Origin of the sequence: Paraliomyxa miuraensis (assembly GCF_026337845.1) — a bacterium.
Classification (GTDB): Bacteria; Myxococcota_A; Polyangia; order Nannocystales; family Nannocystaceae; genus Paraliomyxa; species Paraliomyxa miuraensis.
The window spans coordinates 325,008-350,229 of record NZ_JAOVZF010000161.1; the positions used below are offsets into that span (position 1 = coordinate 325,008).

23 protein-coding genes are annotated in these 25,222 nt (G+C 70.4%); 8 read left to right on the forward strand and 15 right to left on the reverse strand.

The annotated features are described in order from the left end of the window. Nucleotides 1-8 precede the first annotated feature (8 nt). Entirely contained in the window at nucleotides 9-647 is a 639-nt protein-coding gene (locus tag OEB96_RS36800; protein WP_266221559.1) for a hypothetical protein, read from the reverse strand. Between the two features lie 13 nt (nucleotides 648-660). Between OEB96_RS36800 and OEB96_RS36805 the strand changes: the two genes are divergently transcribed. From OEB96_RS36805 to OEB96_RS36815, 3 genes are all read left to right on the forward strand, one after another. Then, complete coding sequence (locus OEB96_RS36805; RefSeq protein WP_266221560.1) at nucleotides 661-1,854, forward strand: tRNA-ribosyltransferase family protein; 1,194 nt, start codon at nucleotides 661-663, stop codon at nucleotides 1,852-1,854. Between the two features lie 39 nt (nucleotides 1,855-1,893). Next, complete coding sequence (locus OEB96_RS36810; RefSeq protein WP_266221561.1) at nucleotides 1,894-2,319, forward strand: GFA family protein; 426 nt, start codon at nucleotides 1,894-1,896, stop codon at nucleotides 2,317-2,319. 105 nt (nucleotides 2,320-2,424) lie between these two features. Next, nucleotides 2,425-3,918 carry a hypothetical protein gene (locus OEB96_RS36815; protein WP_266221562.1) on the forward strand — a complete coding sequence of 498 codons (1,494 nt, stop codon included), beginning with the start codon at nucleotides 2,425-2,427 and terminating at the stop codon, nucleotides 3,916-3,918. 31 nt (nucleotides 3,919-3,949) lie between these two features. Here OEB96_RS36815 and rsmI read toward each other — a convergent pair whose 3' ends face one another. From rsmI to OEB96_RS36835, 4 genes are read right to left on the reverse strand one after another with little or no spacing between them, the layout of a single operon-like run. Continuing rightward, nucleotides 3,950-4,687, reverse strand: coding sequence for a 16S rRNA (cytidine(1402)-2'-O)-methyltransferase (rsmI, locus tag OEB96_RS36820; protein ID WP_266221563.1), 738 nt, complete (start codon nucleotides 4,685-4,687; stop codon nucleotides 3,950-3,952). A gap of 55 nt (nucleotides 4,688-4,742) precedes the next feature. Further along, nucleotides 4,743-5,633: a class I SAM-dependent methyltransferase gene (locus tag OEB96_RS36825; RefSeq protein ID WP_266221564.1), complete on the reverse strand. Its 891-nt coding sequence runs from the start codon at nucleotides 5,631-5,633 to the stop codon at nucleotides 4,743-4,745. Between the two features lie 30 nt (nucleotides 5,634-5,663). After that, nucleotides 5,664-7,052, reverse strand: coding sequence for a DUF1552 domain-containing protein (locus OEB96_RS36830; protein WP_266221565.1), 1,389 nt, complete (start codon nucleotides 7,050-7,052; stop codon nucleotides 5,664-5,666). A gap of 34 nt (nucleotides 7,053-7,086) precedes the next feature. Further along, nucleotides 7,087-8,820 (reverse strand): DUF1592 domain-containing protein, encoded by a 1,734-nt coding sequence (locus OEB96_RS36835; protein ID WP_266221566.1) that lies wholly within the window; start codon nucleotides 8,818-8,820, stop codon nucleotides 7,087-7,089. A 709-nt stretch (nucleotides 8,821-9,529) separates the two neighbouring features. Between OEB96_RS36835 and OEB96_RS36840 the strand changes: the two genes are divergently transcribed. Next, nucleotides 9,530-10,636, forward strand: a complete 1,107-nt coding sequence (locus tag OEB96_RS36840; RefSeq protein WP_266221567.1) for an FHA domain-containing protein — start codon at nucleotides 9,530-9,532, stop codon at nucleotides 10,634-10,636. A gap of 11 nt (nucleotides 10,637-10,647) precedes the next feature. Next, nucleotides 10,648-11,415 (forward strand): phosphate/phosphite/phosphonate ABC transporter substrate-binding protein, encoded by a 768-nt coding sequence (locus OEB96_RS36845; RefSeq protein ID WP_266221568.1) that lies wholly within the window; start codon nucleotides 10,648-10,650, stop codon nucleotides 11,413-11,415. A gap of 15 nt (nucleotides 11,416-11,430) precedes the next feature. On the opposite strand, the gene OEB96_RS36850 is transcribed toward OEB96_RS36845, so the two are convergent. From OEB96_RS36850 to OEB96_RS36875, 6 genes are read right to left on the reverse strand one after another with little or no spacing between them, the layout of a single operon-like run. After that, the gene (locus tag OEB96_RS36850; RefSeq protein WP_266221569.1) at nucleotides 11,431-12,540 is read right to left on the reverse strand and encodes a 4-oxalomesaconate tautomerase; all 1,110 of its coding nucleotides are present in this window, start codon (nucleotides 12,538-12,540) and stop codon (nucleotides 11,431-11,433) included. A 9-nt stretch (nucleotides 12,541-12,549) separates the two neighbouring features. Then, complete coding sequence (locus OEB96_RS36855) at nucleotides 12,550-13,065, reverse strand: chromate transporter (RefSeq protein ID WP_266221570.1); 516 nt, start codon at nucleotides 13,063-13,065, stop codon at nucleotides 12,550-12,552. Then, nucleotides 13,062-13,718, reverse strand: a complete 657-nt coding sequence (locus tag OEB96_RS36860) for a chromate transporter (protein ID WP_266221571.1) — start codon at nucleotides 13,716-13,718, stop codon at nucleotides 13,062-13,064. The genes OEB96_RS36855 and OEB96_RS36860 overlap by 4 nt, the downstream gene beginning before the upstream one ends. A gap of 36 nt (nucleotides 13,719-13,754) precedes the next feature. Beyond that, entirely contained in the window at nucleotides 13,755-16,232 is a 2,478-nt protein-coding gene (locus OEB96_RS36865; protein WP_266221572.1) for a TAXI family TRAP transporter solute-binding subunit, read from the reverse strand. Then, nucleotides 16,229-17,029 (reverse strand): hypothetical protein, encoded by an 801-nt coding sequence (locus OEB96_RS36870; protein ID WP_266221573.1) that lies wholly within the window; start codon nucleotides 17,027-17,029, stop codon nucleotides 16,229-16,231. The genes OEB96_RS36865 and OEB96_RS36870 overlap by 4 nt, the downstream gene beginning before the upstream one ends. Before the next feature lie 24 nt (nucleotides 17,030-17,053). Beyond that, on the reverse strand, nucleotides 17,054-18,094 hold the full coding sequence (locus tag OEB96_RS36875) for a lysophospholipid acyltransferase family protein (protein WP_266221574.1): 1,041 nt from the start codon (nucleotides 18,092-18,094) through the stop codon (nucleotides 17,054-17,056). Between the two features lie 139 nt (nucleotides 18,095-18,233). On the opposite strand from OEB96_RS36875, the gene OEB96_RS36880 reads away from it, so the two are divergent. After that, nucleotides 18,234-19,016, forward strand: a complete 783-nt coding sequence (locus OEB96_RS36880) for a DUF1295 domain-containing protein (protein ID WP_266221575.1) — start codon at nucleotides 18,234-18,236, stop codon at nucleotides 19,014-19,016. A gap of 69 nt (nucleotides 19,017-19,085) precedes the next feature. Further along, nucleotides 19,086-20,552, forward strand: a complete 1,467-nt coding sequence (locus OEB96_RS36885) for a hypothetical protein (protein ID WP_266221576.1) — start codon at nucleotides 19,086-19,088, stop codon at nucleotides 20,550-20,552. A gap of 12 nt (nucleotides 20,553-20,564) precedes the next feature. Here OEB96_RS36885 and OEB96_RS36890 read toward each other — a convergent pair whose 3' ends face one another. Then, nucleotides 20,565-21,143 (reverse strand): Uma2 family endonuclease, encoded by a 579-nt coding sequence (locus tag OEB96_RS36890; protein ID WP_266221577.1) that lies wholly within the window; start codon nucleotides 21,141-21,143, stop codon nucleotides 20,565-20,567. 119 nt (nucleotides 21,144-21,262) lie between these two features. Beyond that, entirely contained in the window at nucleotides 21,263-21,775 is a 513-nt protein-coding gene (locus tag OEB96_RS36895; RefSeq protein WP_266221578.1) for an Lrp/AsnC family transcriptional regulator, read from the reverse strand. A 59-nt stretch (nucleotides 21,776-21,834) separates the two neighbouring features. Between OEB96_RS36895 and OEB96_RS36900 the strand changes: the two genes are divergently transcribed. Next, nucleotides 21,835-23,085, forward strand: a complete 1,251-nt coding sequence (locus OEB96_RS36900; protein WP_266221579.1) for a threonine/serine exporter family protein — start codon at nucleotides 21,835-21,837, stop codon at nucleotides 23,083-23,085. 10 nt (nucleotides 23,086-23,095) lie between these two features. Here the strand turns inward: OEB96_RS36900 and OEB96_RS36905 are convergent, their stop codons facing one another. Beyond that, nucleotides 23,096-23,962 (reverse strand): SCE4755 family polysaccharide monooxygenase-like protein, encoded by an 867-nt coding sequence (locus OEB96_RS36905; RefSeq protein WP_266221580.1) that lies wholly within the window; start codon nucleotides 23,960-23,962, stop codon nucleotides 23,096-23,098. Nucleotides 23,963-24,024: 62 nt separating this feature from the next. Then, complete coding sequence (mtnA, locus tag OEB96_RS36910; RefSeq protein WP_266221581.1) at nucleotides 24,025-25,119, reverse strand: S-methyl-5-thioribose-1-phosphate isomerase; 1,095 nt, start codon at nucleotides 25,117-25,119, stop codon at nucleotides 24,025-24,027. Between the last annotated feature and the right edge of the window lie 103 nt (nucleotides 25,120-25,222).

Sequence of the window (25,222 nt, forward strand, 5' to 3'; positions counted from 1 at the left end):
GAGCCGGATCAGTCGCGATCGAGCGCCACGGCCGAGAGCACTGGCTCCTCGCGCTTGGGCGTCATCGCGTCCTCGCTCGCCGTCGGGCGTGCCGGTGCGCGCCCCAGCACGGCCGAGTCGCTCGGCGCGGTCGTGCTGCGAGCCGGCCCGGTCATGACCGCCCCCACGCCTGCTCCGAGCGTCAGCAAGACCACGCCCGCAACCGCGGTCCAGCCCCAGCTGCGCCCGGCCCGTAGCTGCTGCTCGATCAAGGTGGGCTGCGCCAGGTACATCCGCGACGGCCGGGGCTGGCGACGCACCCGAACTCGACCGGTGATGCGCTCGACCTCCTGCACCACCGACCGCGGGGTCCGCAGCGCCACGATGTGGAAGTCGTCTCGCCCCTTGCGAAGCTGCTCGGCGTAGGCGGGGTCGATCTCCGCCACGCACATCACCCGCAGCGACGGAGGCCCGGGCGGAGCCTGCCGCACCCAGCGGCGCGCCTTGTGCCCCAGCGCCACCTGCACCCGGTAGCCGCGTGCCCGCAGGCCGTCCTCCACGCAGGCCACCTGCGGTCGAAGGGCCTCCGGGGCCAGCAGGACGATCCTCGGGGGCCCCGAGGACGAGGGCGAGGGCGAGGGCGGGAGATCTTCGTTCGAACGCAGCACCGCGCCTCGGTCCTTGGCATGCCCGGCCCCATCCTCCAAAAAATCAGCGAAACGGAACCGACCTGTACTATGCAAGCGCCCCGAGGACGCCTCCCGCTCGATGGAGATCTCCACCGCCCACGGTCCCCTGCGGGCCCCTTGCTACATCCCCGACGCCACGCGTGGCTTCGTGCGCTCGGTCGACGCCAGCGACCTCGAGGCGGTGGGCATCCCCGCCTTGATGATCAACGCCTATCACCTGATGACCCGACCGGGGATCCGCGTGGTGCAGCGGCTCGGCGGCCTGCATGCCTTCGCGGGCTGGCGGGGGCCCATCGTCACCGACTCGGGTGGCTTCCAGGTGTTCTCGCTGATCCGCCAAAACCCCAAGCATGGCCAGATCCGCGACCACGAGATCGTGTTCCGCCCTCCCGATGGCAAGGACAAGCTGATCCTCACCCCCGAGAAGGTGGTGCAGACCCAGTTTCGCCTGGGGGCCGACGTGATGGTGGCCCTCGACGACTGCACCGGCCCCGAGGCTCCGGCCCCCGAGCAACGCCGCGCGGTCGACCGTACCGTCGCCTGGGCCCGCCGCGCCCGCGAGGAGTTCGAGCGACAGCTCGCCCAGCGCCGCAGCGAGGGGCCGCCGCCGCTGCTGGTCGCACCCATCCAGGGCGGCAACGATGCCGCGCTGCGCCGCCACTGCGCCCAGGCGCTGATCGACGCCGGCCTGCACGCGTTCGGGTTCGGCGGCTGGCCGCTCGACGAGGAAGGCGCGCTGCAGCTCGAGATGTTCGCGGTGCTCCACGAGGTGCTGCCCCCCGAGGCCCCCTTGTTCGCGCTGGGCGTCGGCAAGCCCGACCACCTGGCCGCGATCACGGCGCTGGGCCGTCCGGCCGTGTTCGACTGCAGCCTGCCCACCCGCGACGCTCGCCACCACCGGCTCTATTGCTTTCGCGACGCGCCCGACCCCGAAGGCGCGCCCGTGGTGGCGGGCTCCAACTTCTACGAGCGCCTCTACATCCTCGACAAGAAGCACGCGACCGATCCCGAGCCGATCTCGCCCTACTGCGACGCGCTGTGCTGCCGCCGGTACAGCCGCGGCTACCTGCACCACCTGTTCAAGTGCGAGGATCCCCTGGCCCTGCGCCTGGCCACCCTGCACAACCTGCGGTTCTACACCCAGCTCTCCGACCAGCTGCAGCGCCACGGTGCCACCACGGGTTGACACCCACTCGGGCGCGGGCTCGTACTACGCTCGCGCTCCATGACCGATGAACGTCGCGAGGGCGGGTGCCTGTGTGGCGCCGTCCGCTTCGAGATCACCTTGCCCAGCAAGTGGTGTGCCCACTGCCACTGCGGCATGTGCCGCCGTGCCCACGGGGCCGGCTTCGTCACCTGGTTCGGCATGCGGAACGATCGTTTCCGCATCACCCGAGGGGAGGAGCACCTGGTCCGCTTCGACTCCTCGGCGGCCGCATGGCGGGGCTTCTGCGGCCGCTGCGGGAGCACCATGCTGTTCGGCGGCGAGCGCTGGCCAGACGAGGTACACGTGGCCCTGGCCAGCCTCGAAGGCGAGCTCGACCGGGCTCCGACCGCCAACGTCTACTGGGACGTGCGCGTGCCGTGGATCGAGGGATTCGAACACTTGCCCAAGCTCGGCGGCGAGTCGGGCAACGAGCCGCTGACATAGGCCCGCTCGGTTGATCCACGTCACACGCCGATGTTTCGAAACGGTGACGATCGGCACACGGCAGCCCCACGCCGGGCTCGAGCCGGTACCCTCCTCGGCCGCGACATGAGCACCTACGACCAAGCTTCGTCTTCCTCGCCGCCACCCGGAGTCAGCGGCATGGCCCTCTACGTCCCCGCCCCTCGCGTCTCGCTCGACCAGTGGTGCGAGTGGACGGGCTCGCCAGCCGACAAGATCCAGGCCGTGGTCGGCCGCAGCTTCCGCATGTGCTCTCCGACCGAGAACGTCTACACGATGGCGGCCTCGGCCGCCTTGCGGCTCATCGACGCCTACGACGTCGACCCTCGGAGCGTCGGCATGCTCGCCCTCGGCACCGAGTCGAGCACCGACAACGCGGCGGGAGCGGTCATCGTCAAGGGCATGCTCGACCGCGCCCTCCAGGCCCAGGGCCGGCCTCCTCTCTCGCGCGCGTGCGAGGTGCCGGAGATCAAGCACGCGTGCCTCGGCGGCATGTACGGGCTCAAGGGCGCGCTGCGGTATGCCGCCTGTGATGCGGGCGATCGCGTGGCGCTGGTGATCGCCGCCGACGTGGCCGAGTACGCTCGCGGCAGCACCGGCGAGCAGACCCAGGGCGCGGGTGCGGTCGCGATGCTGGTCGAGCGCGACCCCAAGCTGTTCGCGGTCGATCTGCAGCGCAGCGGCAGCGCGGCTGCCTATCGCGGCGCCGACTTCCGCAAGCCGATGGCACGCCACTTCATGACCGAGTACGACGCCGGCACCCGCCGCCTGCACGACTTTCCCGTGTTCAACGGCAAGTACTCCACGCTCTGCTACCTCGACGAGGTCATCGCCGCCCTCGAGCTCATGCTGGAGCGCAGCGGCGAGGATGCCGAGGGGTTCTACGCCGACGTCGCCGCCGTGCTGCTGCACCGGCCCTATCACCACCTGCCGATCCAGGCCATGGCGCATGCGCTCGTGTGGAGCATGGGGCGATCGCCCGCCCAGGCCGCGCGCTTCGATGCGTTGTGCCGCGAGGCCGGCGTGGATCCGGCGGTGGCGCGGGCTCAGATCGAGGCCCCGGTGAGCCTGTTCGACGAGATCGAGCAGCGGGGCCCCGGCGCCGATCCCTTCGTCGAGGCACAGGCCGTCGCCAAGCACTACGCGCGCAGCTCCGAGTACCGCCGCTTCGTGGCCGAGCACATGAGCCTGGGCACCGAGCGGGTCAAGACGCTCGGCAACCTCTACACCGGCTCGCTGCCCGCATGGCTGGCCGCGGCCTTCGCCGACGCCCACGAGGGCAAGATGTCGCTGACCGGCCGCCGCATGCTCGCGGTGGGCTACGGCAGCGGCGACGCAGCCGAGGCCTGGCCGCTGCACGTGTGCGACGGCTGGGAGCAGGCCGCCGCCCGCATCGGCTGGGATCGAGCGCTCGACGGTGCGGTCGACCTCGACCGCGCGACCTACGAGGCGCTGCACGACGGGATCGAGCTGCCACGAGCGCTGCCCGCCCCGTGGGGGTTCTCGATCGCCGACGTGGGCCGTCGGTTCGCCCCGCAGTGGCAAGACGTGGGGATCGAGGTCTACCGCTTCGCCGGTTGATCCCGGCCCCGATGCGTGGCCACACCCAAGCTCAGCGCGGCGGCCCTAGCGGCTCGGGCGGATCGTCGTCGTCACGCTCGCCGGCGCCTCCGCCCGTGCCCTCGATCACCAGCACGTACTCCCCGCGCGCCCCTTCCTCCTCGAGCCGCCGGGCCAGCTCGGACAGCGTGCCCCGGTGCACGGCCTCGAACTTCTTGGTCAGGTCGTTGCACAGCGCCGCCCGCCGATCGCCGTAGACCTCGAGCGCATCCTCGACCAGCTGCTTGACCCGGTAGGGGCTCTCGTAGAACACCAGCGTGTGCGGCGACGCCACGTCGACGGCGAGGAAGCGCTTGCGCTTGCCCGACTTGCGCGGCGGGAACCCGCGGAACGTGAACGCGTGCAGCGGCAGCCCCGACAGCACCACCGCCATCACGAACGCGGCGGGCCCCGGGATCATCGTGACGGCCAGCCCCTCCTCGTGGCAGCGCCGCACCAGCGAGAACCCGGGATCGGCGATCCCCGGCGTGCCCGCGTCGCTCACCAGGGCAATGTCGCGCCCCTCGTGCAGCAGCGTCACGATCTTGCCGACCACGCGCGACTCGTTGTGCTCGTGGAACGGCATCTGCCGCGCCTTGATCTGGTGGCGCGCCAGCAGCTTGGCCGTGTGCCGCGTGTCCTCGCTGGCCACGAAGTCCACCGTGCGCAGGATCTCGAGCGCCCGCAGCGAGACGTCCTCGAGGTTGCCGATGGGCGTGGCGACGAGATAGAGCACCGCGGGCCCGAGCATGGGCCCAGCTCGCGTCCCTTCGCAACTGCCCGCCCCGGCCACCGCGTAGCCTCCGTCAGTCGGGCCCGGTGTCGAGGCAGAACACCACCTCGTGCGGGAACAGCAGCTCGTGCGTGGCCCAGCCGCGGCCCTCACAGAGGCGCGCCATCATGTCCCGGTAGCGCCCCACCAGGCCCCGGCCCCCGTGGGCGCTGAACGCCGGCAGCGAGATCACCCACCGCCGCACGGGCATCGACGCCAGCCAGCTCGCATCCACCCCCGACCCGCCCGGCCCCGCAGGCCCTCCGACCGGCCTGGCGGGATAGTTCCGCTGCAGCCGGTGCAGCTCCTTGAGCAGCAGCGCCACGTCGGCTCGCTCGCTCGGCGGACGCAGCACGACGTCCCGCACCTCCGCCCCACCCGCCTGCCCGCGCGCGCGCAGGTACGCCCCGATCATGGCCACCCGCGGCTCGTGCACGTCGTACGCCCATAGCCGCGTGCTGGCCGGCAGCCCCATCCACGGCAGCGACAGCGGCCCCAGCCCGCAGCAGAGGTCGAGCAGCGTGTCCGGCACCCCCGTGTGCTCGAAGATCGCCGCGTAGAAGTCCGCCAGATACGGCCAGCGCTCGCGCGTGGACAGGTGCTGCAGCAGCGCTCGCTCGCACGCGGCCCGCTCGGCCGCCTCGTCACCCCGCGCCAGCGCCTCCTCGAGTGCGCGGCCCAGCGTCTCGTAGTCGGGATCACCCAGGTGCGAGGCCGCGATCCCATGCAGCCGCTTGCGCACCGCCTTCTCGAGCGCCTTGCGCTTGCGGTGCTCGGGCCACGCCTGCTCGGCGAGGGCGCGGATCGTCTCCACCCCCACCGCTCGGTACTTGCGCGAAGCCTTGATCGCGTCGACGACCTCCTGGATCGGGCCCAGGCCGGCCGGCTCAGCGCTGTCGCGGGGTTCGCTCAGGGGTCCGTGCACTCCCGGGCCCAAGATCTCACATCAGGAGTCTCAGGCCAGGATCTCGGTGAGCGGCGTGTTGGACATCGCCGCACCGCCACCCACCGAGGTCGCGGCGGGATCGAACGCCTGCAGCAGCGAGAGCAGCACGTCGCTCATGTTGCCCTGCGACGGCGCGTTGCCGTTGTTGGGGTCGGCCGCCGCCACCGCCTGATAGTGGATGCCCGGATGCACCAGGTGGCCGCGCCCCGTGCCGGCCAGGATGATGGGCTGACGCCGAATGCTGTGGGTCCAGCCGATCGAGCAATCGCTGCTGCCATAGATCATGGTGGAGTCGAGCAGGTTGCTGCCGTCGAGCTCCGGCGTGTTCCCCAGGATCTGGATGAGCTGGGAGAACCGCTCCATGATGAACACGATGCCCTGGTGGTAGGCCTCGCCGCCCTGGTGGCTGAGCACGTGCTGCGTGCTGCCGCTGCCGCTGCCCGACTCGGACAGCACGGCCTCGCCCGCGAGCGGCAAGAACAGCATCGACGCCACCCGCGTGATGTCGCAGACGAAGGCGTAGGCGATGAGCTCCGCCATGATCTGGTTGGTCAGGACGAGCTGCTCGTTGCTGACCGACTCGCTGTTGGTGTGCATGGGTGCGGGCGGAAGGTCGCACGTGGGCGGCATCGCCACGATCTTCTGCTCGAGCTCCGTCAGCGCGTCGAAGTGCGCGTCGAGGCGATGGTTGTCGATGGTGCCCAGGCGCGGGCGCAGGCGATTGGCGTCGTCGCGCACCGCGTCGAGGATCGACAGGCGCAGCGCGCTGTCGTCGGGCTGCGGCACGAACTCACCGAACACCGTCTGCCACACCTGCACGGGGTTGGCCTGCGGGTAGAGCGGCGTGAGGCTGCCCGGATTGCCGCGCACCGAGATCGTCGACGCGGTGGTGCCGTTGTCGGCCGGCGAGAAGCCCTTGGAGCACTGCACCTGCATCGAGCGGATCGGCGTGGTCACCCGTGCCGCGATCGCATCGGCCACCAGCTGGTCGATGGTCGGCCCGCCGAAGTTCGACGCGAACCCGGGGCCCCCCGACGGCGTGAAGGTATAGCCGCTGAACGCGGTCATGCCCTCGTGGTGGGTGATCTGCTGCTCGCACCGGTTCATGATGCCGGTGAGCACCGAGACGTAGTCCTTGACCGGAGCAAACGGCTGCAGCTCTTCGGTCAAGTCCCAGTTGGGACCCTGCATCGAGGGCTCGAAGCGATCGAGCACCACCCCGTTGCCCCAGAAGAACGAGATGAACCGCGTGGGCAGACCATCGCCGTTGGCGTAGGCGGTGCCGTTGGCGTTGAGCATGGCCTCGAGCGGCGGCAGGGCCACGGAGACGGCGGCTCCCCCGGCCATTCCACGGAGCACGGTACGACGGCTGAGCTTGAGCTTGCGTAGAGGATGCATGGGTACGGTCCTTACGGGGTCGGCTCTCGAGGAATCACTTGGGGGCGTCCACCAGGCGGAACAGTGGGTTCTTGGTCAGCTCGACCATGAGCGCCTTGTAGTCGAAGTTGGTCGACGCGAACGACTCGTCGAGCACCATCAGGCCGTCGAACTGATCGGGACCTTCCTCGTGTCCGAGGGTGCTGCGGTAGAGGTTGCGCACCACACAGATCGGCGTTCGAGGATCGTTGCGCACCAGCGTGGCCAGGTCGGCGGCGCTGCCGAAGGTGCCCACTCCGGCGACCTCACCCGAGGAATCGATGGGCAGGCCGTTGTCGAGCTGCCGGAACGCACCGATGGGGCTGAAGCGCTCGAACGCGAACCCGACCGGATCCATCAGGCTGTGGCATCCAGCACAGCTGTCCTCGGCGTTGTGCACCTGCTCGAGCCACTGCCGCAGCGTCTGTCCCTCGGCGGGCGTGGGCGCGTTGGCCATCACGCCGGGCGGCGGCGGCTGGATCTCGTTGCACAGGAGCGTCTCCTGCACGAACAGACCGCGCCGCGTGGGCGAGTTGATGTCGGGGTGCGAGAACACGGTGAGGAACGCCGGCTGCGTGAGGATGCCGGCCCGCCCCTGCTCGACCGGCATGGGCACCAGCTGCCACGGGTAGGCGGGCGGATCCATGCCGTAGAGCTGCGCCAGGTCGTCGTTGACGAAGGTGTAGCTGGCGTCGAAGATGCTCAGGAAGTTGGCCTCCTCCTCGAACACCACGTTCTGGATCAGCAGCAGCGTCTCCTGGCGCATCGCCGCGGCGAGCTCGGAGGAGAACGTGGGGAACAGCACGGCGTCCTTGCCCTTGGTCTGCAGATCTCGCAGGCGGTAGAGCTCGTCGTAGAACTCGGCCAGGCGCGCGCGCGCCTCGGGGCGCTCGAGCAGGTCGTAGGCGACGTTCTCGAGCTGCCCGTTGGTGCTCAGCCCGCCCGCCTCGGCCAGATCGAGCAGGTCGGCGTCGGGCGTGTGACCCACGAAGAAGAACGACATCCGCGACGCGAGCTCGTATGGGTCGAGCTCGCGAACGTCGCCCTCCCCCGTGGGCTGCCCCACCTCGACCACGTAGAGGAAGTTGGGCGATTGCAGGATGGCCGCGACCTCGTACTTGATGCCGGACATGAAGTCGCCTTCGCCCCACTCGCGCGCCGCGTTGGCGATGGCGACCAGGGTCGTGACCTCCTCGTCGAGGACGGGCCGGCGCCACGCGAGACGTCCGAGATCTCGCGCCACCAGCTCGTAGCAATCGTCGCCGCCCAGGTTCACGCACGGCGCCACCACGGCCAGCCCCGAGGGGTCGTTCATGATCGCGTTGCCGATCGCCATCGACGACGACTCGTACGTCTCGATGTCGACCGGAGTGAGCGGCTCGTCGACCGCCGTCTGCGAGTCGAAGTGACCGAGCTGGGGCATGGGCGGCGGGTTGGCTGCGGCCGCGGCGGCCTCTCCCAGGATCACCTCGACGCTCCTGACGTACTGCGTGGGCGTCAGACGTCGCATGCCGCCCGGCGCCGGAGTGACGTCGAGCTCCTCGAGTCCTCCCGAAGTGCCGGTGCCATCGGCGGTCTCGTCGACGCCTTCCTCACCGACGGAGCCACCCGTACCCGTTGCGCTGTCGGTGCCCCCGTCACCCTCGGGGTCGTCCTTGCAGCCCGCAGCGGGCAACACCAGCGCCACCAGACACAGCACGGGGCACAGCGTGGGAGCCAGGGGACCGAAGCGACGCAGGGATCTTTTCATCGAAGACCTACTGAAGGGCGACGGCGAGCCGCCGACCAGAGCGAGAAGGAACCGAAGCGGCACCAGCGGGGATGTCCATCGGTGCTGACCTGAATGGTGGCACGGGACGGAATCCTTTGTCCGACGAACACTGTTATTGCGCGCCGTCCGATTTTTCGCCAGCGCTTTCCACGAATGCGCTCGCCGCTTCACACCTCGGCATCGGGCCAAGCTCGGTCCCAATGATTGCGCTGGAGTCGATGATGCGTTCGAGCTTCTGACACGACCCCGATCCACGCGGCTGCACGACGAGTCTCACGACCCGACCGTGCACGGCCGCCCGCGGCGCCGCCGACGGCGAACCCCGCCAAGACGAGGCAGCGATCCCCTGACGCATGGGATCGAGCTTCCTTGGCTCGCTCCAATCATTGCCTCCGGCGCAATGAGCCGCGTGGTCGTATGGCCCGCGGGTTCAACGCACATGCGCGTTCATGCCCGCATGTGGCCCATATCCAGCCACGATTCGGCTCGTTCTCGCACCCCGACCCGTGTGGCGACTGCATCTCGTTGGAGCGACGCGGACGAGCGCCCGCCCCTCCCGGCCAACCATGAAAAAGGAACCAACGATCCCCCGTTGACTCACGATGCACGAACAGTAATCATGGATACCCGAGATTCTCCACATAATCGAGAAGGGCCAGCGCGGTCAGCCAGGAAGGCAAGCACGGCGATGACTGGAGAGAACCTTCACAAGGCTTCGAAATGGGTACGGGTCCTCAATGGACCGCTCCGAGGCGCGACCCACTTGGTGGCGGAGCGGCTCGGCATCGGGCGTGCGAGCAGCTCGGACATCCAGCTCGTGCACGATGGGATCTCGAGGCAGCACGCGCAGATCGTGACCGACGAGCAAGGACGTCACGTGCTCGTCGATCTCGACAGCAGCAACGGCACGTTCATCGAAGGCCAGCGGATCCGACGACACGTGCTGATCCCCGGGACGGCCTTCAAGATCATGCGCGTCAACATGGTCTACGAGGAGATCGACGAGAGTCGGCTCGCCTACGACGACTCGGGGGTGTTCGCGGTTCGCAAGATCGATCGCGAGACGCTGCGAGGGACCATCGACTACGGCGAGCTCGATCTACCCCAGCCCGCCGCACCGCGACCCGGCGAGCTGCTCTCGGACGGTCACATCCAGCCTCGCGGCTCCGCACGGCACCGAATCACGGCCCCGGTCGCCCAGGCCCGCGGCGAAGAGCGTCATCGCGTGGTCGCGACGCGCAAGGACGGCTCGGTCTACGAGGGCAGCCTCATCGACGACATCGTCGACTATCGAGAGCTCCGCACTCGGATCGCGCGCGGCGATCGAGTGCCCGAGCAAGGCCGCGAGACCTTCGCCGCGCTCGAGAAGCGGCTACGCGACCCGGACCCGGTGGTTCGCCCGCCCGCGCGGCGCAACTTCAGCCGATTCCAGTGCCGCTTTCCCGCCAAGCTCCGCCTCGGCTCCGGCGACGAGCACTCGGCCGGCGTCCTCGACCTCGGCGTGGACGGAGCGAGGCTCCGCATCTACGGCCACCGGATCGAGCACGACCAGATCGTCTGGCTGGCAATCCACCTCGTGACCCGAGGGCGCGCACGCACGGTGGTGCTCACCGGACGCGTGGCCTGGACCTGTCGCGACCACCTGGGCATCGGCTTTGCCGGGGCGCCCGGCTGGGAGAACCATGGCGGCTACCGCCGCATCTCTGCGCGCACGATGGACTTTGGTGAGCAGCTCCGAGCGGTTCGCGCAACCCTGGGCCGCGTTGCACTTCGTTCACGGCGCGCATCGAGCTAGAATCGCGACAGGTGCTCTCCTTCCTGTTCCCTCCGTCCCTGGGCCACGTGGCAGCATCGGCCCGCGCGGAGCTGCTGATGCAGTGGTTCCAGCGTCGCCTCGGTCTGGACGTGAGCATCTCGGTGGCAACGAGCTACGACGACCTGCGTGCCGCCATCGAGCAGCGCAAGGTCGATCTGGCGTGGGCACCTCCGTTCGTGTGCGCCGCGGTCCACCCTGCGAGCCTGGCCGTACTCAAGGCAGTACGCAGCCACAGCTCCTCGTATCACGCGGCGCTGGTGGTCCAGGAGAGAGGCCCGCGCACCCTCGACGGGCTCCGTGATGCTCGTGTCGCCTGGGTCGATCGCCTGTCCACGGCGGGCTACCTGCTGCCCGTGGCCCACCTGCGCGAGCACGGACACCACCCCGAGGATCTGTTCGCCGAGGAGGTGTTCACCGGCTCCTACGGTCGAGCCCTCGCCGCCGTGCTCGAAGGGCAGGCCGACCTCGCATCGATCTACGTGGCCCATCCCACGATCGAAGCGGTCGAGCTGTCCCTGCGCGAGCTCGTGGGCGAGTCGAGCGGTCGGCTGCGCGCGCTCGACTTCACCGCCGCCAGCCCCAACGACGGCCTGGTGGTGGTGGATCGCGGTTCCGGTTCCAACGCCCAGCAGGTGCTCGAGCAGATCCGCGACCTCACCGACGGACGCACCCACACCCTGCTGCTGACCGTGCTCGACGCCGATTCCCTCGAGCTCGCCAAGCCCGGCGAGTACGACGCCCTCCGCAGCCGCGAGTGATCGCTGCCGCTGGCCTCAGGGGGTCGGCTCGATCACCGAGCGCGAGACCAGCACCGACCCCTCGAACAGGCGGCGAGCCGTGCGGACCACCGATGCGATCGGCTCGGCAATGCCAGGGCGGCGCTCGAGGCGAACCTCGATCCGCCCGGCGGGATGCTCGAGGGTGACGACCGTCGGCAGCTCGCGGGGCCCGGCCAGCGCGGCAACGACGGTCCCGGGGGTGACCGCCGCGGTCGCGAGCCCGACGGCCCCGGTGATCGCGAGCGCGGTGTGGCACTGATGGGGCATGAAGTAGCGCGTGGCCAACGTGCCGCCGTGCACGGCGGGGCTGACGAGCGCGGGCTTGGGGATCACGAGCGCGGCGGCGTTGGCGATCCCCATCCGCCGGCCGGCCTCGATCCTCAACGACTCGAGCCGCGCCATCAGCTCGCGGTCCTCGCTCAGCGCGTCCGGGGGCTCGAGACCGGTCTTCCCCAGATCGGCGGCCCGCGCGATCACCATGGGCACCGAGGCGTCGATGCACGACACCTCGAGCCCGTCGATCGTCTCGCGTGGATGACCCGTGGGGAGCAGGCCCGCGGTCTTCGAGCCGGCCGCATCGAGGAACGCCATGTGGATCGGCGCCCCCGTCCCGGGCACGCCGTCGATCGCGGTGTCGCCCTCGTAGCGGACCCGTCCGCCCGGGGTCCGGACCCGGGACTCGATGACCTTGCGGGTGTTGAAGTTGTACATGCGCACGGCGGTGATCCCATCTTGCACCGGGACCAGGCCGGCCGAGATCGCAAACGGACCCACGGCCGCGAGCATGTTGCCGCAGTTGGGCGAGGTGTCGACCAGCCGCTCGCGCACGTGCACCTGGGCGAACAGGTAGTCGATGTCGATGCCCTCGCGCATCGACGGGCCGATGATGGCGGCCTTGCTCGTCGCCGGGTGGCCTCCACCGACCCCGTCGATCTGGTGCGCGTGACCCGAGCCCAGCGCCGCCAGCAGCAACGCGTCGCGCCGGGCCGGGTCGTCGGGAAGATCGGACGCGAGGAAGAACAGCCCCCTCGAGGTCCCTCCCCGCATCATCACGCACGGCACGCGAATCAGATCGTCCATCGGCTGCTCTCTCGAGGCTCGCACGGATCGGGACTACACCAGTCCCAGGGCCCCCACGATGGCTCCAATGGCGGTCAGCCACAACGGGGTCAGCTTGGTGAGCGTAAAGACCCCCACGGCCGCGAGCGCCAGCAGGATCCCTCCCAGGGTGGGCGTGCTGCGAACGAGCAGGAAGCCGGAGGAGAGCAAGAGCCCCACCGTGATCGGCGCGACGGCGCGCCGCAGCGCACCGTTCCAGCGCGCCTCGCGGAAGCGACGACCAAAGCGCTCGAGGCTCACCGCGATCACGGCGGGCGGGCAGCAAAACGCCGCCGTGGCGCACAGCGCCCCGGGAGAGCCAGCGAGCTGCCAGCCGAACACGGTCACGAACATGGCGTTGGTCCCGGGCGCCGCCTGCGACATCGCAAACAGGCCGGCGAATTGCTCGTCGGTCATCAGCTGCGAGCTCTCCACGAACGCGCGGTGCAGCTCGGGCAGGACCGACGTCACCGAGCCGAACGCCACGAACGACAGCACGAAGAACTGCCAGGTGAGCAGCGGAAGGCTCACGACGATGCCCTCCACTCCACGAGGAACGACAGGGGCAGCAGCGCCAGGATCACCACGACCAGCGGCAGCTGCAGCACGATCACGCCCATGAACGCCGCCGCGGCGAACAGCGGGAGCGCCAGCTTGCGAGGCTGGCCCAGGGCGAGCTTGATCCCGGTGGCGATCACCAACCCGGCCGCCACCGCCGTGACGCCACGAACGGCGCCGTTGACGGCGGGGATCGATCCATAGCTCTGGTAGAGCACGGCCAGGGCGATGACGATCACGAAGGTCGGCCCCAGAAGCCCCGCCAGCGCGGCCACGGCCCCGCGCAGGCCGTTGAGGCGGTAGCCCAGGGCCGCGACGACGTTGGCGCTGGTCGCCCCCGGGATGATCAGGCTCTGGCCCCAGAGCTCGGCGAAGGCCGGGTCGTCGAGCCACTTCTTCTCGTCGACCACCTCGCGATAGACCCACGGCATGACCCCCCCGAAGGCGCCGAGGCTCACCAGGGCGAACGTGCGCATGAGCTGCCAGGAGGAGACCCGGGGCAGCTCGGAGGACCGCGCGGGGATCGGCTCGGGCGACGAAGGCGAAGGCGAGGCGTCGAGCGCCGGTCCCGTCGGGCCCCGTGGGCTCGGCTGCGGCTCCGGCGTCGGTGGGTTCGCCTCGCGCATCGAAGCTCCGCTAGTCCTCGAGGACTGCTGCCGCGATCATACGCGATGAACGCTCGCATGCCCGCGCTGGGCGTCGGCCATGACCCGCTTGCTGCGCGTGATCATGCGGACGAGGTCGGCTTCGTCCTCGGCAAAGGCCACCAGGCGATCGCCGGGTCGGATCTCCAGGTCGAGCGCGGGGTTGACCAGCAGGCGCTTTTGCAGCTCGCCCTGCGGCGAGGAGCCCATCGCCGGCGCCTCGTAGGCGTGGAGGGCATCGCTCGAGCGGTAGAGCCCCAGGGGAACCACCCCTGCTCGCGCCTCCATGCAGTAGAGGGTTCGCCGTACGATCCGCCACGACTGCCCGTGGAACCACTCGGGTAGCGGCACGGTGTAGACCTCGGAGTTCTCGTCGCGAAACGAGACGGCGCCGTTGAAGATCTCGGCAAAGCCCGGGTCGACGCTGGCGGTCGCCATCCAGCGCTCGGCGAGCTCGCGTCCCTGGATGGGGATCAGCCAGCGGCGAAAGGGATCGAAGATCTCCTCGGGATCCTGGTCGGTGGCCTCCGCCAGGGTCACGGGGAGCGAAGGGCCACGCCCGGCGTCGTCGCCCGCCAGCGCGGGGTGCTGCAGCGGGGGCGCGACCGAGAAGCCGGTCTTGCCCAGCTCGGGTCCCTGCACGCCCGTGCGATGATCGTACTTGCTGCACGCCTGGTGCACGGCCCGGGCGATGCGCAGCGGGTGGTACCGCGGCCCGCCGTCGTCGGCGGTGGCGCTCTGCAGCACGATGACCCGCGCCGCCCGGGGGATCCTCAGGCCCGCGAGGTCCTCGGGGACCTCGGGGTTTTGGTGGTAGATGGTCAGCCCCTTGACCCTCGCCAGCTGCAAGCGCACGCGGCGAGGCAGCGTGTCGGAGACCACCACGTGGATCGGCCGCGAGCGCAGCGGGCCGGGGCTGCGCAGCATGCGAATCAGCTGGAGCATGTCCTCGCGGAAGTTGAGGATCACGATGTGATTGCGCAGGCGACGAAACAGCCGCGTCTGGTCGCGCGCAAAGATGTTGGTGAGCGCGGCCGTGAACCACGCCAGCAGCCCCAAGCCCGTGATGGTGGCGGTGGCGCCGATGAACCGGGCGGTCGAGGTCTTGAGCGACTCGCTGTCGAAGTTGCCCGTGGCGAACATGTTCATCTCCCAGAACGAGTCGTTCAGGGTACGAACCCGGGCGTTGGAGTCGTGCTCGATCGACCACACCAGGAAGGTGGCCAAGAGCACGATGGTCACGAAGCCGGCGAACGGGATCAGCGGGTTGGAGAGCTGGCCCTCGAGGTTGGACTCGAGCGGGTCCTTGAGCAGCCCCCGGCGCCTGGCCACGTAGCGCAGGGTCACGAGCACCAGGATCAGCGCGAGCACGATGATGGCCGTGCGTAGCCAGCCCTCGCGAACCTCGTGGAGCTCCTGCTCGGCCGAGACGCGGTGCAGCGCGATGGGCTCCTGCTCGGCGAAGTCGCGCCAGCGGTGGTTCATGCCGAGCTCGGCGTGCTCGGGCTCGTTCTCGACCCATCGCACCGCCTCGAGCACCGAGGCCACGGCCGCATCCAGCTCGGCACTGTCCTCTCCCGCCGGCAGCGCCGTCAGCAGCACCGAGCTCACGCACACCGTGGGCACGGCGTAGTCGAGGCCGGGATAGGTGTTGGCCTCGATCTGGCACACGCGATAGTAGGGGTAGCCGTCGATCAGGCGGTTGAGCACCGCGTCGGGCAGCGGGTTGACGGTGGCCACCCCCGCGCCCACCACCGAGGCGATCTGCGTGTCACCGGGCTCGGTGGTGCGCAGCATCGCCAGCAGCGTGCCGTCGCGCAGGGCCTTGTAGGCCTCGTTGCCGCCCCCATCGAAGCGCTCGAGCTCGTCCACGGTCAGGCCCGCCGCGCCCACGATGACCTTGGCCGACTCGAAGCTGCCCGAGCCCACGTTGCCGATGTAGACCGGATAGCGGCTCAGGTCGACGAACGAGTCGAGACGAAGCGGGCGGCGCACCAGCACGTGCACGGCGCTGTCGGTGAGCGCAGCGACGAGCCGCAGCTCCACCCCCTGCGCATCCTTGGCCGTCACGCTGCACATGAAGCCGGTGGTCTCGGGCGACTCGTCGTCGTCCTCGTCGCTCGCTGCCTGCTCGAACGCACGGCTGGCCTTGAACGCCTCGGCGGCCACGTCGTACTGCACCAGGGCGAAGTCGAGCTCGCGCCGCAGCAGGCCGTGGATGTTGTCGCACGAGCCGTTGGTGTGCTCGATGGAGATGCGCATGTCGTCGCCGGTGGCTTCGAGACCATCGGCGAGCGCCAGGGAGATCTTGGTGAAGTTGCCCTTCTTGCTGCCCGCGCCCCAGCGAAACACCGGCACGCCGTCGGGCGCGGTCTCTGACTCGGCCTCTGACTCGGCCTCGGGCGACTCGGTGGGTGGCGCAGCCGCGAGGGCCCGAGGCCACGCGACGCCGAGCAGCCCGAGCAACGACAGCACCAGGAGCAGCGCGTGCCTCATGCCTCCACCAGCACCAAGACCCCCAACGCGTCGCGCACGGAGCGTCGCGGGCCCGGGTTGATGAGCAGGGCGGGGTGGCCGTCGGCGCTGGGCTGCTCGGGGGGCAGCTGCAGGCCGATCGGCGTGACCGGCCGATCGTGCTCGTCGTGCTCGACCCCCAGCGCCACGTCGAGGAACGTGGCCTCCCGGAGTGTGGCGGGCACGGGCTGCAGCCGCACGCGGTAGCGCCCGCGCAGGAGCCCGTAGACGAACTGGAACACCCCCAGATCGACGCACGCGTGGGCCAGCAGCGCCGCCCGCAGGTAGCCCGGGTAGAACACCGTGGCCACCCCCAGGCCCGCGAACTCGTAGGCGGCCTCGGGATCCTCGACCTCCACCAGGATGTTGGGCACCGGCTTGGGCGCGCAGGCCCGCCCCACCGCCGCGCAGGTGAGGCGCGAGGCGGCGTCGGGCTCCTCGGCGTCGTCAGCGGGCAGCACGATCACCGATCGGGCCTCTGCGATCCTCACCTCGTCGGCGAGCACGCTCGCCAGCGCCTCGATGCCCTCCACCAGGCTCGGCACCTCCACGTAGCGCAGCAGCGCCCGGGCCGAGCTGTCCTGGAGGGCCCGCTCGACGACGGCCGAGGGCTGGGTGCCCAGGCAGACCACGGGGGGCTGGTCGTCGGGGGCCTGCGCCTGGGACGTGGAGCGCGCGACCTTGGCCAGCGCCCGCACCAGACCCAACGCGGCCGGCGTCCAGTTGATCACCACCATCGGCTGGTAGCGTGGCTCCGCCTCGGCCAAAGCGACGAGCACGATGCCCCCGATCGCCCGGGGGGGTCAAGCCCTGGCCGCCTCATGCGGTGCGTCATTGGGCCTGGCCGCACCCTCGTCGGCATCCTCCCTCGCGAACGCATCCACCTGCTCCCAGCGCTCGTAGAGCCACCGCACCCGTGCATCCCTGCCCTCGGGCACCTCGGCGCCCGGGATCCTCCACAGTCGCACGCACACCTGTGAGCCCACCGCCGCGCCCGACAGCACGTCGTGCAGCCGCACCAGCCGCTCGAGACCCTTGTGGGCGAAGATCACCACGTCGGCCCCCTGCGGCAGCGCATGCTCGAGCAACGCCAGGGTCCCGCCCGGTCGCGGGGGCAGCACTCGATGCAGGCGTAGCGACATCGCGTGGAGCTCGGGATCCTTGCTCGCCAGCCTGGCCTGGATGCTCGCGAGCTTGCGGGCCTCGAAGCGCGTGCCCTCGGGGTAGATGAGCGCGCCGTCGCGGGGTCCCATGCCGTCGGCCATGCGACCCACCGCCTCCACCTCGCGCTCGGTCTCGCCGGCCCGGTTCACGAAGCAGTTGGGGATCCGATTGCCCACGATGTCGAGGCAGGGATCGAGCTGCAGCTCGGACTTGAGCACGTAGCGGACCCGCAGGCCATGGCGCGCCCCCAAGAACACCACGGGGAGGATGGTGTCGAGGATGCTGGTGTGCCGCATGAGCACCACCACCGGGCCGGGCACGGCCTGCGCGTCGCCCTCTACCCGCCAGCGCAATCGCAAGAGCCGCGAGCCCGCCCCGAGCAGCAGCCGCGCCCACCAGCGCTGCAGCCGGTAGTTGTCCTCGAGGAAGAGGTCGTGGTCGCGACCGGGCACGAGCCCGTGGCGCACCCAGATGAGCACGGCCAGGCCCACCCCGAGCAGCTCGGCCAGCAGGAACACCCAGAGCAAGCCCAGCAAGCGCAGGCTGGCCAGACCGTTGCGCCGCAAGAGGTCGTGCACCAGCAGGGCGGCCACCAGCACGGGCGACAGTGCCTGGATCACGCTCCATGCCGTCGCGTAGATCGCAACCATCGTCACGCGGCGGATCCAGCGGCGAGCCATCGAGCATTGACCTACCAGGTCTGGCATCCGCACGCACGGACTGTTCGCCCGGGGCCCCCGCGGCGGCCTCGAAACAGTGGCGGGACCCTACGTCCGTTGACGGACCGTGGGCCGGGCGTCAGGCTCCCTCGAGCCGCCCATGAGCCCTGCGACCATCTACCTCCAGGCCTACGCCCTGCTCCTGGTGATGATGACGGTGCTGTGGATCATCAGCGTGTGGCGGCGCAATGCGAGCATCGTCGATCCACTGTGGGGCACCACGTTCGTGGTCGCGGGCTGGTGGTACTTCGCCCATGCACCGGGCGGCGACCCGACTCGCAAGCTCCTGCTGATGACCATGGTCACCGTGTGGGGCCTGCGGCTCTCGATCCACCTGACGTGGCGCAACTGGGGCGAGCCCGAGGATCCACGCTACCAGGCGTTTCGCCGGCGCTACGGCCCGCAGCGCTACTGGTGGGTGAGCTTCTTCCAGGTGTTCGTGCTGCAGGGGACGCTGTCGTGGATCATCGGCGCGCCGCTCCTGGGGGCCCAGCTCGGCGCGGCACCGCTTGGGTGGCTCGACGGGCTCGGCGTGGCGGTGTGGATCGTGGGCGTGGTGTTCGAGGCGGGCTCCGACCTCCAGCTCGCGCGCTTTCGGGCCCGGCGGACCCGGCCCGACGAGCTGCTGACCACCGGGTTTTGGCGCTACACCCGACACCCCAACTACTTCGGCGACGCCGCGTGCTGGTGGGGCTACGGCCTGTTGTCGATCGCCGCGGGCGGCTACGCCTGGGCGCTCGGCTCGGTCCTCATGACCGCGCTCATCATCAAGGTGTCCGGGGTCGCGCTGCTCGAGCGCTCGCTCGGGTCCCAAAAGCCGGGCTACGCCGAGTACGCCCGCCGCACCAGCGCCTTCATCCCCTGGCCTCCCCGTCGCCAATGACCCGATCGGAGCGCCTGAGCCGCTTTTCCCGGCCTCCTTCCCTCGCCCCGTACGACAATGGCTCCCGTCATGCCCTGGCTCTCCCTCGCCGGCTTCGCGCTCGCGCTGCTCGCCGCCGGTCCCGCGCCGGATCCCATCCCGAGTGCGGCCCCTGCCCAAAGTGCGACCGCCCCGAGTGCGGCCCCTGCCCAAAGTGCGACCGTCTCGAGTGCCGCTCCCACCCGAGGGCAGAGCGCAGCCGAGCGGCTGCATCGCAAGGGCGTGCACTGCATGGACGAGATCGAGCGGCCCGAGTGCGCGATCGAGAGCTTCGAGGCGCTGCTCGACGAGGACACCCGTCAGCGCGAGCTGGTCACCGACGGGCTCCTGCGCCTGCTGACCCTCTACCGTCGTCTCGATCGCGAGGACGACATCGCACCGCTGCTGCGGCGCTACTGGGAGGCCGGCGGCGGCCGGCGCTCGGCCGGACACGTGCCCTACTCGCTGCGGTACCTGCCCAGCGAGCTCAACATGATGATCAACGTCGACCCCCCGCGCGTGCTCGCGTCGTCGATGCTCCAGCGCGGCGGCGACGACCTGCGCGACTTCCTGTTCACCTGCGACGACGCGCTGCGACACGACGTGGAGATGCGCCAGCGCTGGCGCCGATCGGCCAGGCTCGCCGCGGAGACCGGGCGCCAGACCTGGGAGGTGTTCTACGAGAAGGTCGACGCCGAGGCGGAGCGCGATCGCAAGCGCAAGGAACGAGAAGCCAGGCGCACCGAAGAGGAGCGCGAGCGCGACCGGCCACCCTTGATGATGGAGGTCGCGTGCCCCTTGGTCGACGCGCTGGAGCTGCGCGACAACGCCGACTGGCGGCGCATGAGCGGGATCGGGCACCACCGCGAGCGCGACAAGAACGTGGCGATCTTCGAGCTGGCCGAGCTCGAGACCAAGCTCGCGGCGGCGGTCGCGGCCGGACGCTTGCTCCCCGACGGCCCGGGTCGCTGGCGGCTGCCCGAGCAGGTCGAGGGCTTCGAAGACGACGGCCGTGAGCTCCGCCTGGTCTCGCTCGACCTCGACGAGCTGCTCGTGGCCCCGCAGGCGCTCTTGGGGCCCATCATCGAGGCCAGCCGCAAGCGCAAGCGCAGGATGAACCGCGAGCTCGAGCGCCTGGTGGACGGGGTGCCCCGCGACACCGTGATGTTCATGGCGCTGAACCAGGCCGCCCTGCGCGAGCTCGGCTTCGGCGAGATGGAGCGACGCTCGCTCCGCAGCGTGCTCGAGGCCGTGCTTCCCCGCCCCAAGGGCCTGCAGATCGCCGCCATCGTGGGCGACTCCGCCGCCCTCTTCACCCGCGTGCCCACCGACGCCGCCGTGCGCGGTCGCATGCTGGTGACCGTCGCCAATGCGCTGCTCGCCCGCAGCGCCGAGGACGACGCCGAGACCGCCAAGTGGATCGAGGACCTCGACGTGGCCGAGGCCTCCGATCGCAAGGCCCTGCTGATGAGCTACGTGCTCAGCGCGGCGCGGCTCGAGGAGATCCTGTGGGACTGACGTGAGGCAGACCTAGGGAGGCGTGTCGAGCACCTTGCGATAGATCTCCGCCACGGCGACCTCGCAATCCAGCGCCGACAGGCCCACCGCGTCACCCTGGCGGTGATCGGACAGCGACCACGTACCATCGGGCTGCCGCGTGTACAGCTCGACGAGCGGCTGGTCCTGCGCCACCAGCAGGTAGTGCCGCACGCTGGCGATGCCCCGATAGTGCTCGAACTTCTTGCCGCGATCGTAGGCTTCCGTGCTCTCACTGAGCACCTCGACGATCAGAAGTGGATTGAGCAGTGCATCGTGACCATCGTCGGCGAACCGGGGCTCACCACAGACGACCGTGACATATGGGTAAGTGAACACGGTGGTCGCATCGCGGCTCACCCGCATGTCCGAGGGATAGACCTCGCACGGGCCCTCGAGCAGCGCGTTGCCCAGCAGCCGCACGAGGTTGCCGACCAATAGATTGTGGCGACGCGAGGCTCCAGCCATGGCGAAGACCTCGCCATGCCAATACTCGTGCTTGCCCTCGGCCGCGCGCTCGAACGCGAGGTACTCTTGTGGGCTCATCGTCTGGCTGGCCGGCGCCGCGGCCACGACGAGCATCATAGCCCCGCCAGGCGGTGCGGGCAGGCGGGTGGCATGGCCGACGTTCGAGCTGGTCCCATGCCCCGTCGTCCGCTTCGCGAACAGCGCCGTTGCGGGCAATGGGACACCTACTTTCGACGAGACTCGCTGCGGGAGCTCTCCGGCTCGCTGAAGTCGGGCCACTGCGAGCGGTGCTGGTGCTCGAACACCAGCGAGGTCTCCACGTGGCCGATCGCCTCGTGGGTGGAGATCCGCTCGGCCACCAGCCGGCGCAGGTGGTCCACGTCGCGCACCGCCACGTGCAGCAGGAAGTCGTGCGAGCCGGCCACGTAGTAGAGGTCGAGCACCTCGGGCAGGCGCAGCACGTGGCCGCGAAAGGCCTCGAGCAGCGTCGCCGCGTGGCGAGCCATCCGCACGAACACGATCGCCCGCATGCCGATGCCGAACGCCTCGGGGCGCACCTCGGCGTGAAACCCTCGCAGCCATCCGTCGGCGAGCAGCCGCTGCACCCTGGCATGGCACGAGGACGGAGCCAGCCCCACCTCCGCCGCGAGCTCCTTGTTGGACATCCGAGCATCGTTCGAAAGCAGCCGCAAAAGAGCGCGATCGATTCGGTCGAGGGGGGTCCCGGGCTCGCTCACTCCGAAGATGATTCGATGGATCGCCAGCGAATCCAACTCATATTCGTACGAGAGGACGAGTGAACGAAGATCCAACCCGATCGGCCCCGGCCCTGGTCCCCGGCCCCCCGCCCGCGGCTCGGCTGCTGCTGCGGCTGGCGAAGGCCCTGCACGAGCACGGCACGCCCGCCCACCGGCTCGAGCAGAGCCTGGCGCGGCTGGCCGAGGCGCTCGAGCTGCCGTCGGCGCAGTTCCTCTCCACACCGACCGCGATGCACGTGTCGTTCGGCGAAGGCCCCGAGCAGCGCGTGCACCTGCTGCGCGCCCCGGCCGAGCGCGTCGATCTCGATGCGCTCTCCGAGCTCGACGCGATCGTCGACGCGCTGGTGGCCAGGCGCATCGACGCGTCCACGGCCGAGGCCCGACTGACCACCCTGTCCGAGCGTCCCGCCCCCGGCTCCCCCCGAGCGAGCCGCTGGGCCAGCGCGGCCGCCTCCGCTTCGGCGGCGGTGTTCCTGGGCGGTGGCGTGCTCGAGCTGGGCCTCGCCGCGCTCCTCGGCGCCGGGGTCACCGCGCTCGCCCAACGCCTGGCCGGCCACCCCCGCGCCCAGGGAGTGCACGCTCCCCTGGCTGCGCTGCTCGTGTCCTTCTTGGTGAGCACCGCCGCCGCGATGCTCCCCGGCCTCGTCGACGCCGTGGTGCTGATCTCCGCCCTCATCATGCTGGTGCCGGGCCTCTCGCTCACCGTGGCCATGACGGAGCTCGCCAGCGGTCACGTGGTCTCGGGCACCTCGCGGCTGGCCGGCGCGATGACCCTGATGCTCACCATGCTGTTCGGGGCGGCGCTCGGCCGCGCGCTGGCCAGTGGCGCGTGGGTGCCAGGGTCGTGGCCGACCCCCACCCTACCGCTCCCGCCGGGAACCTGGCTCGCTGCGATCGCAGCCTCGACGTTGGCCTTCACCGTGCTGCTCGGCGCGCGAGCCCGCGACGTCGGGTGGATCGCACTGATCTGTCTGCTGAGCTACGGCGCCGCGACCATGGGCGGCCGAGCGCTGGGGGCCGAGCTCGGTGCATTCGTGGCCGCAACCGCCGTGGGCATGGCCAGCAACGCATTCGCCCGACGCCTGAAGCGCCCCGCCACCGTGCTGCGCCTGCCGGGCCTGCTGCTGCTGGTCCCCGGCAGCCTGGGTTTTCGCAGCCTCGGCTCGCTGCTCGTGGCCGACACGGTGGCCGGCACCGACGGCCTGTTTCGCGTGGCCCTGGTCACGGTGGCCCTGGCCGTTGGCCTGTTCACGGCCGACCTGCTGCTGCCGTCGCGGCGCTCGCTGTGAGCGCTCGCGACTACGGCTCCTGACGCCTCGCGATCCTCCCACGCCCTCGCCAGGCGAGCCACGCGACCAGCATCCACGGCATGCCACCCGCCGGGCCCTCGCCCGCGCGGCAGCTGCAGCCGCCTTCGTCGCCGTCCGAGTCGTCGGTGGTACCCGAGCCCTCGGAGCCGCTGCCACCCGAACCACCGTCGTCGCTCGTCGGACCGCCCTCGCCCATGCCGGTGCCGCTGCCTCCGCCGCCGGTCGAGCCCACGCCCGTATCGCCACCACCCCCGGTGCTGTCGCCTCCACCACCGGTGCCATTGCCGCTGGTACCGTCGGCGGAACCACCCCCGGCCGGCTCGATCACGATGTCGGCGCATTGATAGTAGAGGTCACTGTCGCCCGGACCCCAGGCGCCGTCGTTCATCACCTGGATGAGCTGCAGCGTGCACGGATCGCACGGCTCGTCGGGGAGCGTCACCTCCACCTGATAGAGGCCCCCGGCCGCGTCGGCGATGTCGTCGAGCAGCACCTCGGGCGAGTTGTAGAAGTCGTCGAAGTCCGTGGGGCTCACGAAGGCATCGCTGCCCGTGGGATCGAGCGCGATGCGAAAGTGCCCCGGGTGATCGATGAACTCGTCCCACTCGACGGTGATCGTCTCACCCACCTGGAACACCGTCACCGTGCCGTCGCCCGCCGGGTTGCCTTGTGCGCCGCAGGGCGGGTTCTTCTGCTGGTCGGGCGTGTACCGAGCCGACGGCGACAGCAACTCGATGTGCGCCGCGGCCGGCGTGGCCCACAGGCCAGCGCTCAGCCCCAGGGCAGCCGCGAGCCGGCCACCGTTGAGCCATGAAGAGAAGACGCGAACGAACGGAGCATGCATGCGAAGGATCATCGAAGCGAGCATCGTAGCCCCGCGCCGACCCGCTCGGCTACTGCTGGGATCTGGCGCTGGCGTCAGCCACCCGAGGCCGCGGCATCGGCCAACGCGTGGGGGGGCAGGACCCCGCGCTCGGTGATGATCGCGGTGATCAAGCTCGCCGGCGTGACATCGAACGCCGGATTGCGCACCGGCGCGTCCGCGGGTGCGGTCGAGCACCCCCCGAGCCGCCGCACTTCGTCGGGATGTCGCTCCTCGATCGGGATCTCGGCTCCGCTGGCGATGCTCAGATCGATGGTGGTCCACGGCGCTGCCACGTAGAACGGAAGGCCGTGGTGCTTGCACAGCACCGCCACCGAGTAGGTCCCGATCTTGTTGGCCACGTCGCCGTTGCGCGCGATCCGGTCCGCGCCCACGATCGCGGCCTGCACCTGGCCGCGGGCCATGAGCGCCCCCGCCATGTTGTCGGTGATGAGTTCCACGGGAATGCCGTCGCGCATCAGCTCCCACACCGTCAGTCGGGCTCCCTGCAGCACCGGGCGGGTTTCGTCGGCGAGCACCCGGATCCCGCGACCCAGGGTGTGGGCCCGGCGGATCACCCCGAGCGCCGTGCCATAGCCGGCCGTCGCGAGCGCCCCGGTGTTGCAGTGGGTGAGGATCGTGCCCCCCTCCGGCAAGAGCCGCGCTCCGTGCTCCCCCATGGCCAGGCACGACGCGAGATCGTCGTCCGTGTGCTGCTGGGCGGTGCGCCGCAACACCTCGCGCAGGCGCGAAGCATCGGCGTCGCTCGGGGTCGCAGCAATCGCCTCGCGGATCTGGTCGAGCGCCACGAACAGGTTGACGGCCGTCGGCCTCGTCCTCGACAGCCGCTCGCACCCCTGCTCGATCCGTGCCCGCACCTGCTGCGGATCGTCGCCGAAGGCGTGCGCCGCCGCGGCAAGGCCCAGCGCCGCCGCACAGCCGATCGCGGGAGCGCCCCGCACCGCCAGGTCCTCGATCGCCCGCGCCACCGCCTCCACGTCGCGCAGCTCGAGCCAGAGCTCGCGCTCCGGCAGCGCTCGCTGATCGAGCATCCGCAGCACGAGCCCGTCCTCGGACAGCATCAGCGGTCGCAGCCCCACGGCCTTCGGATCATCGGGGGTGACGGGCGATGGACTCGGTCCGTTGGTCATCGGTGGGCGCAGTCTACCCTCGTCGGCCATCAGGGCGCATCAGAGGCCGCCCAGGCGAGACTCGGCCCGGTGCCCCGAAGCGAAGCCGAGCGCTGCTACCCTT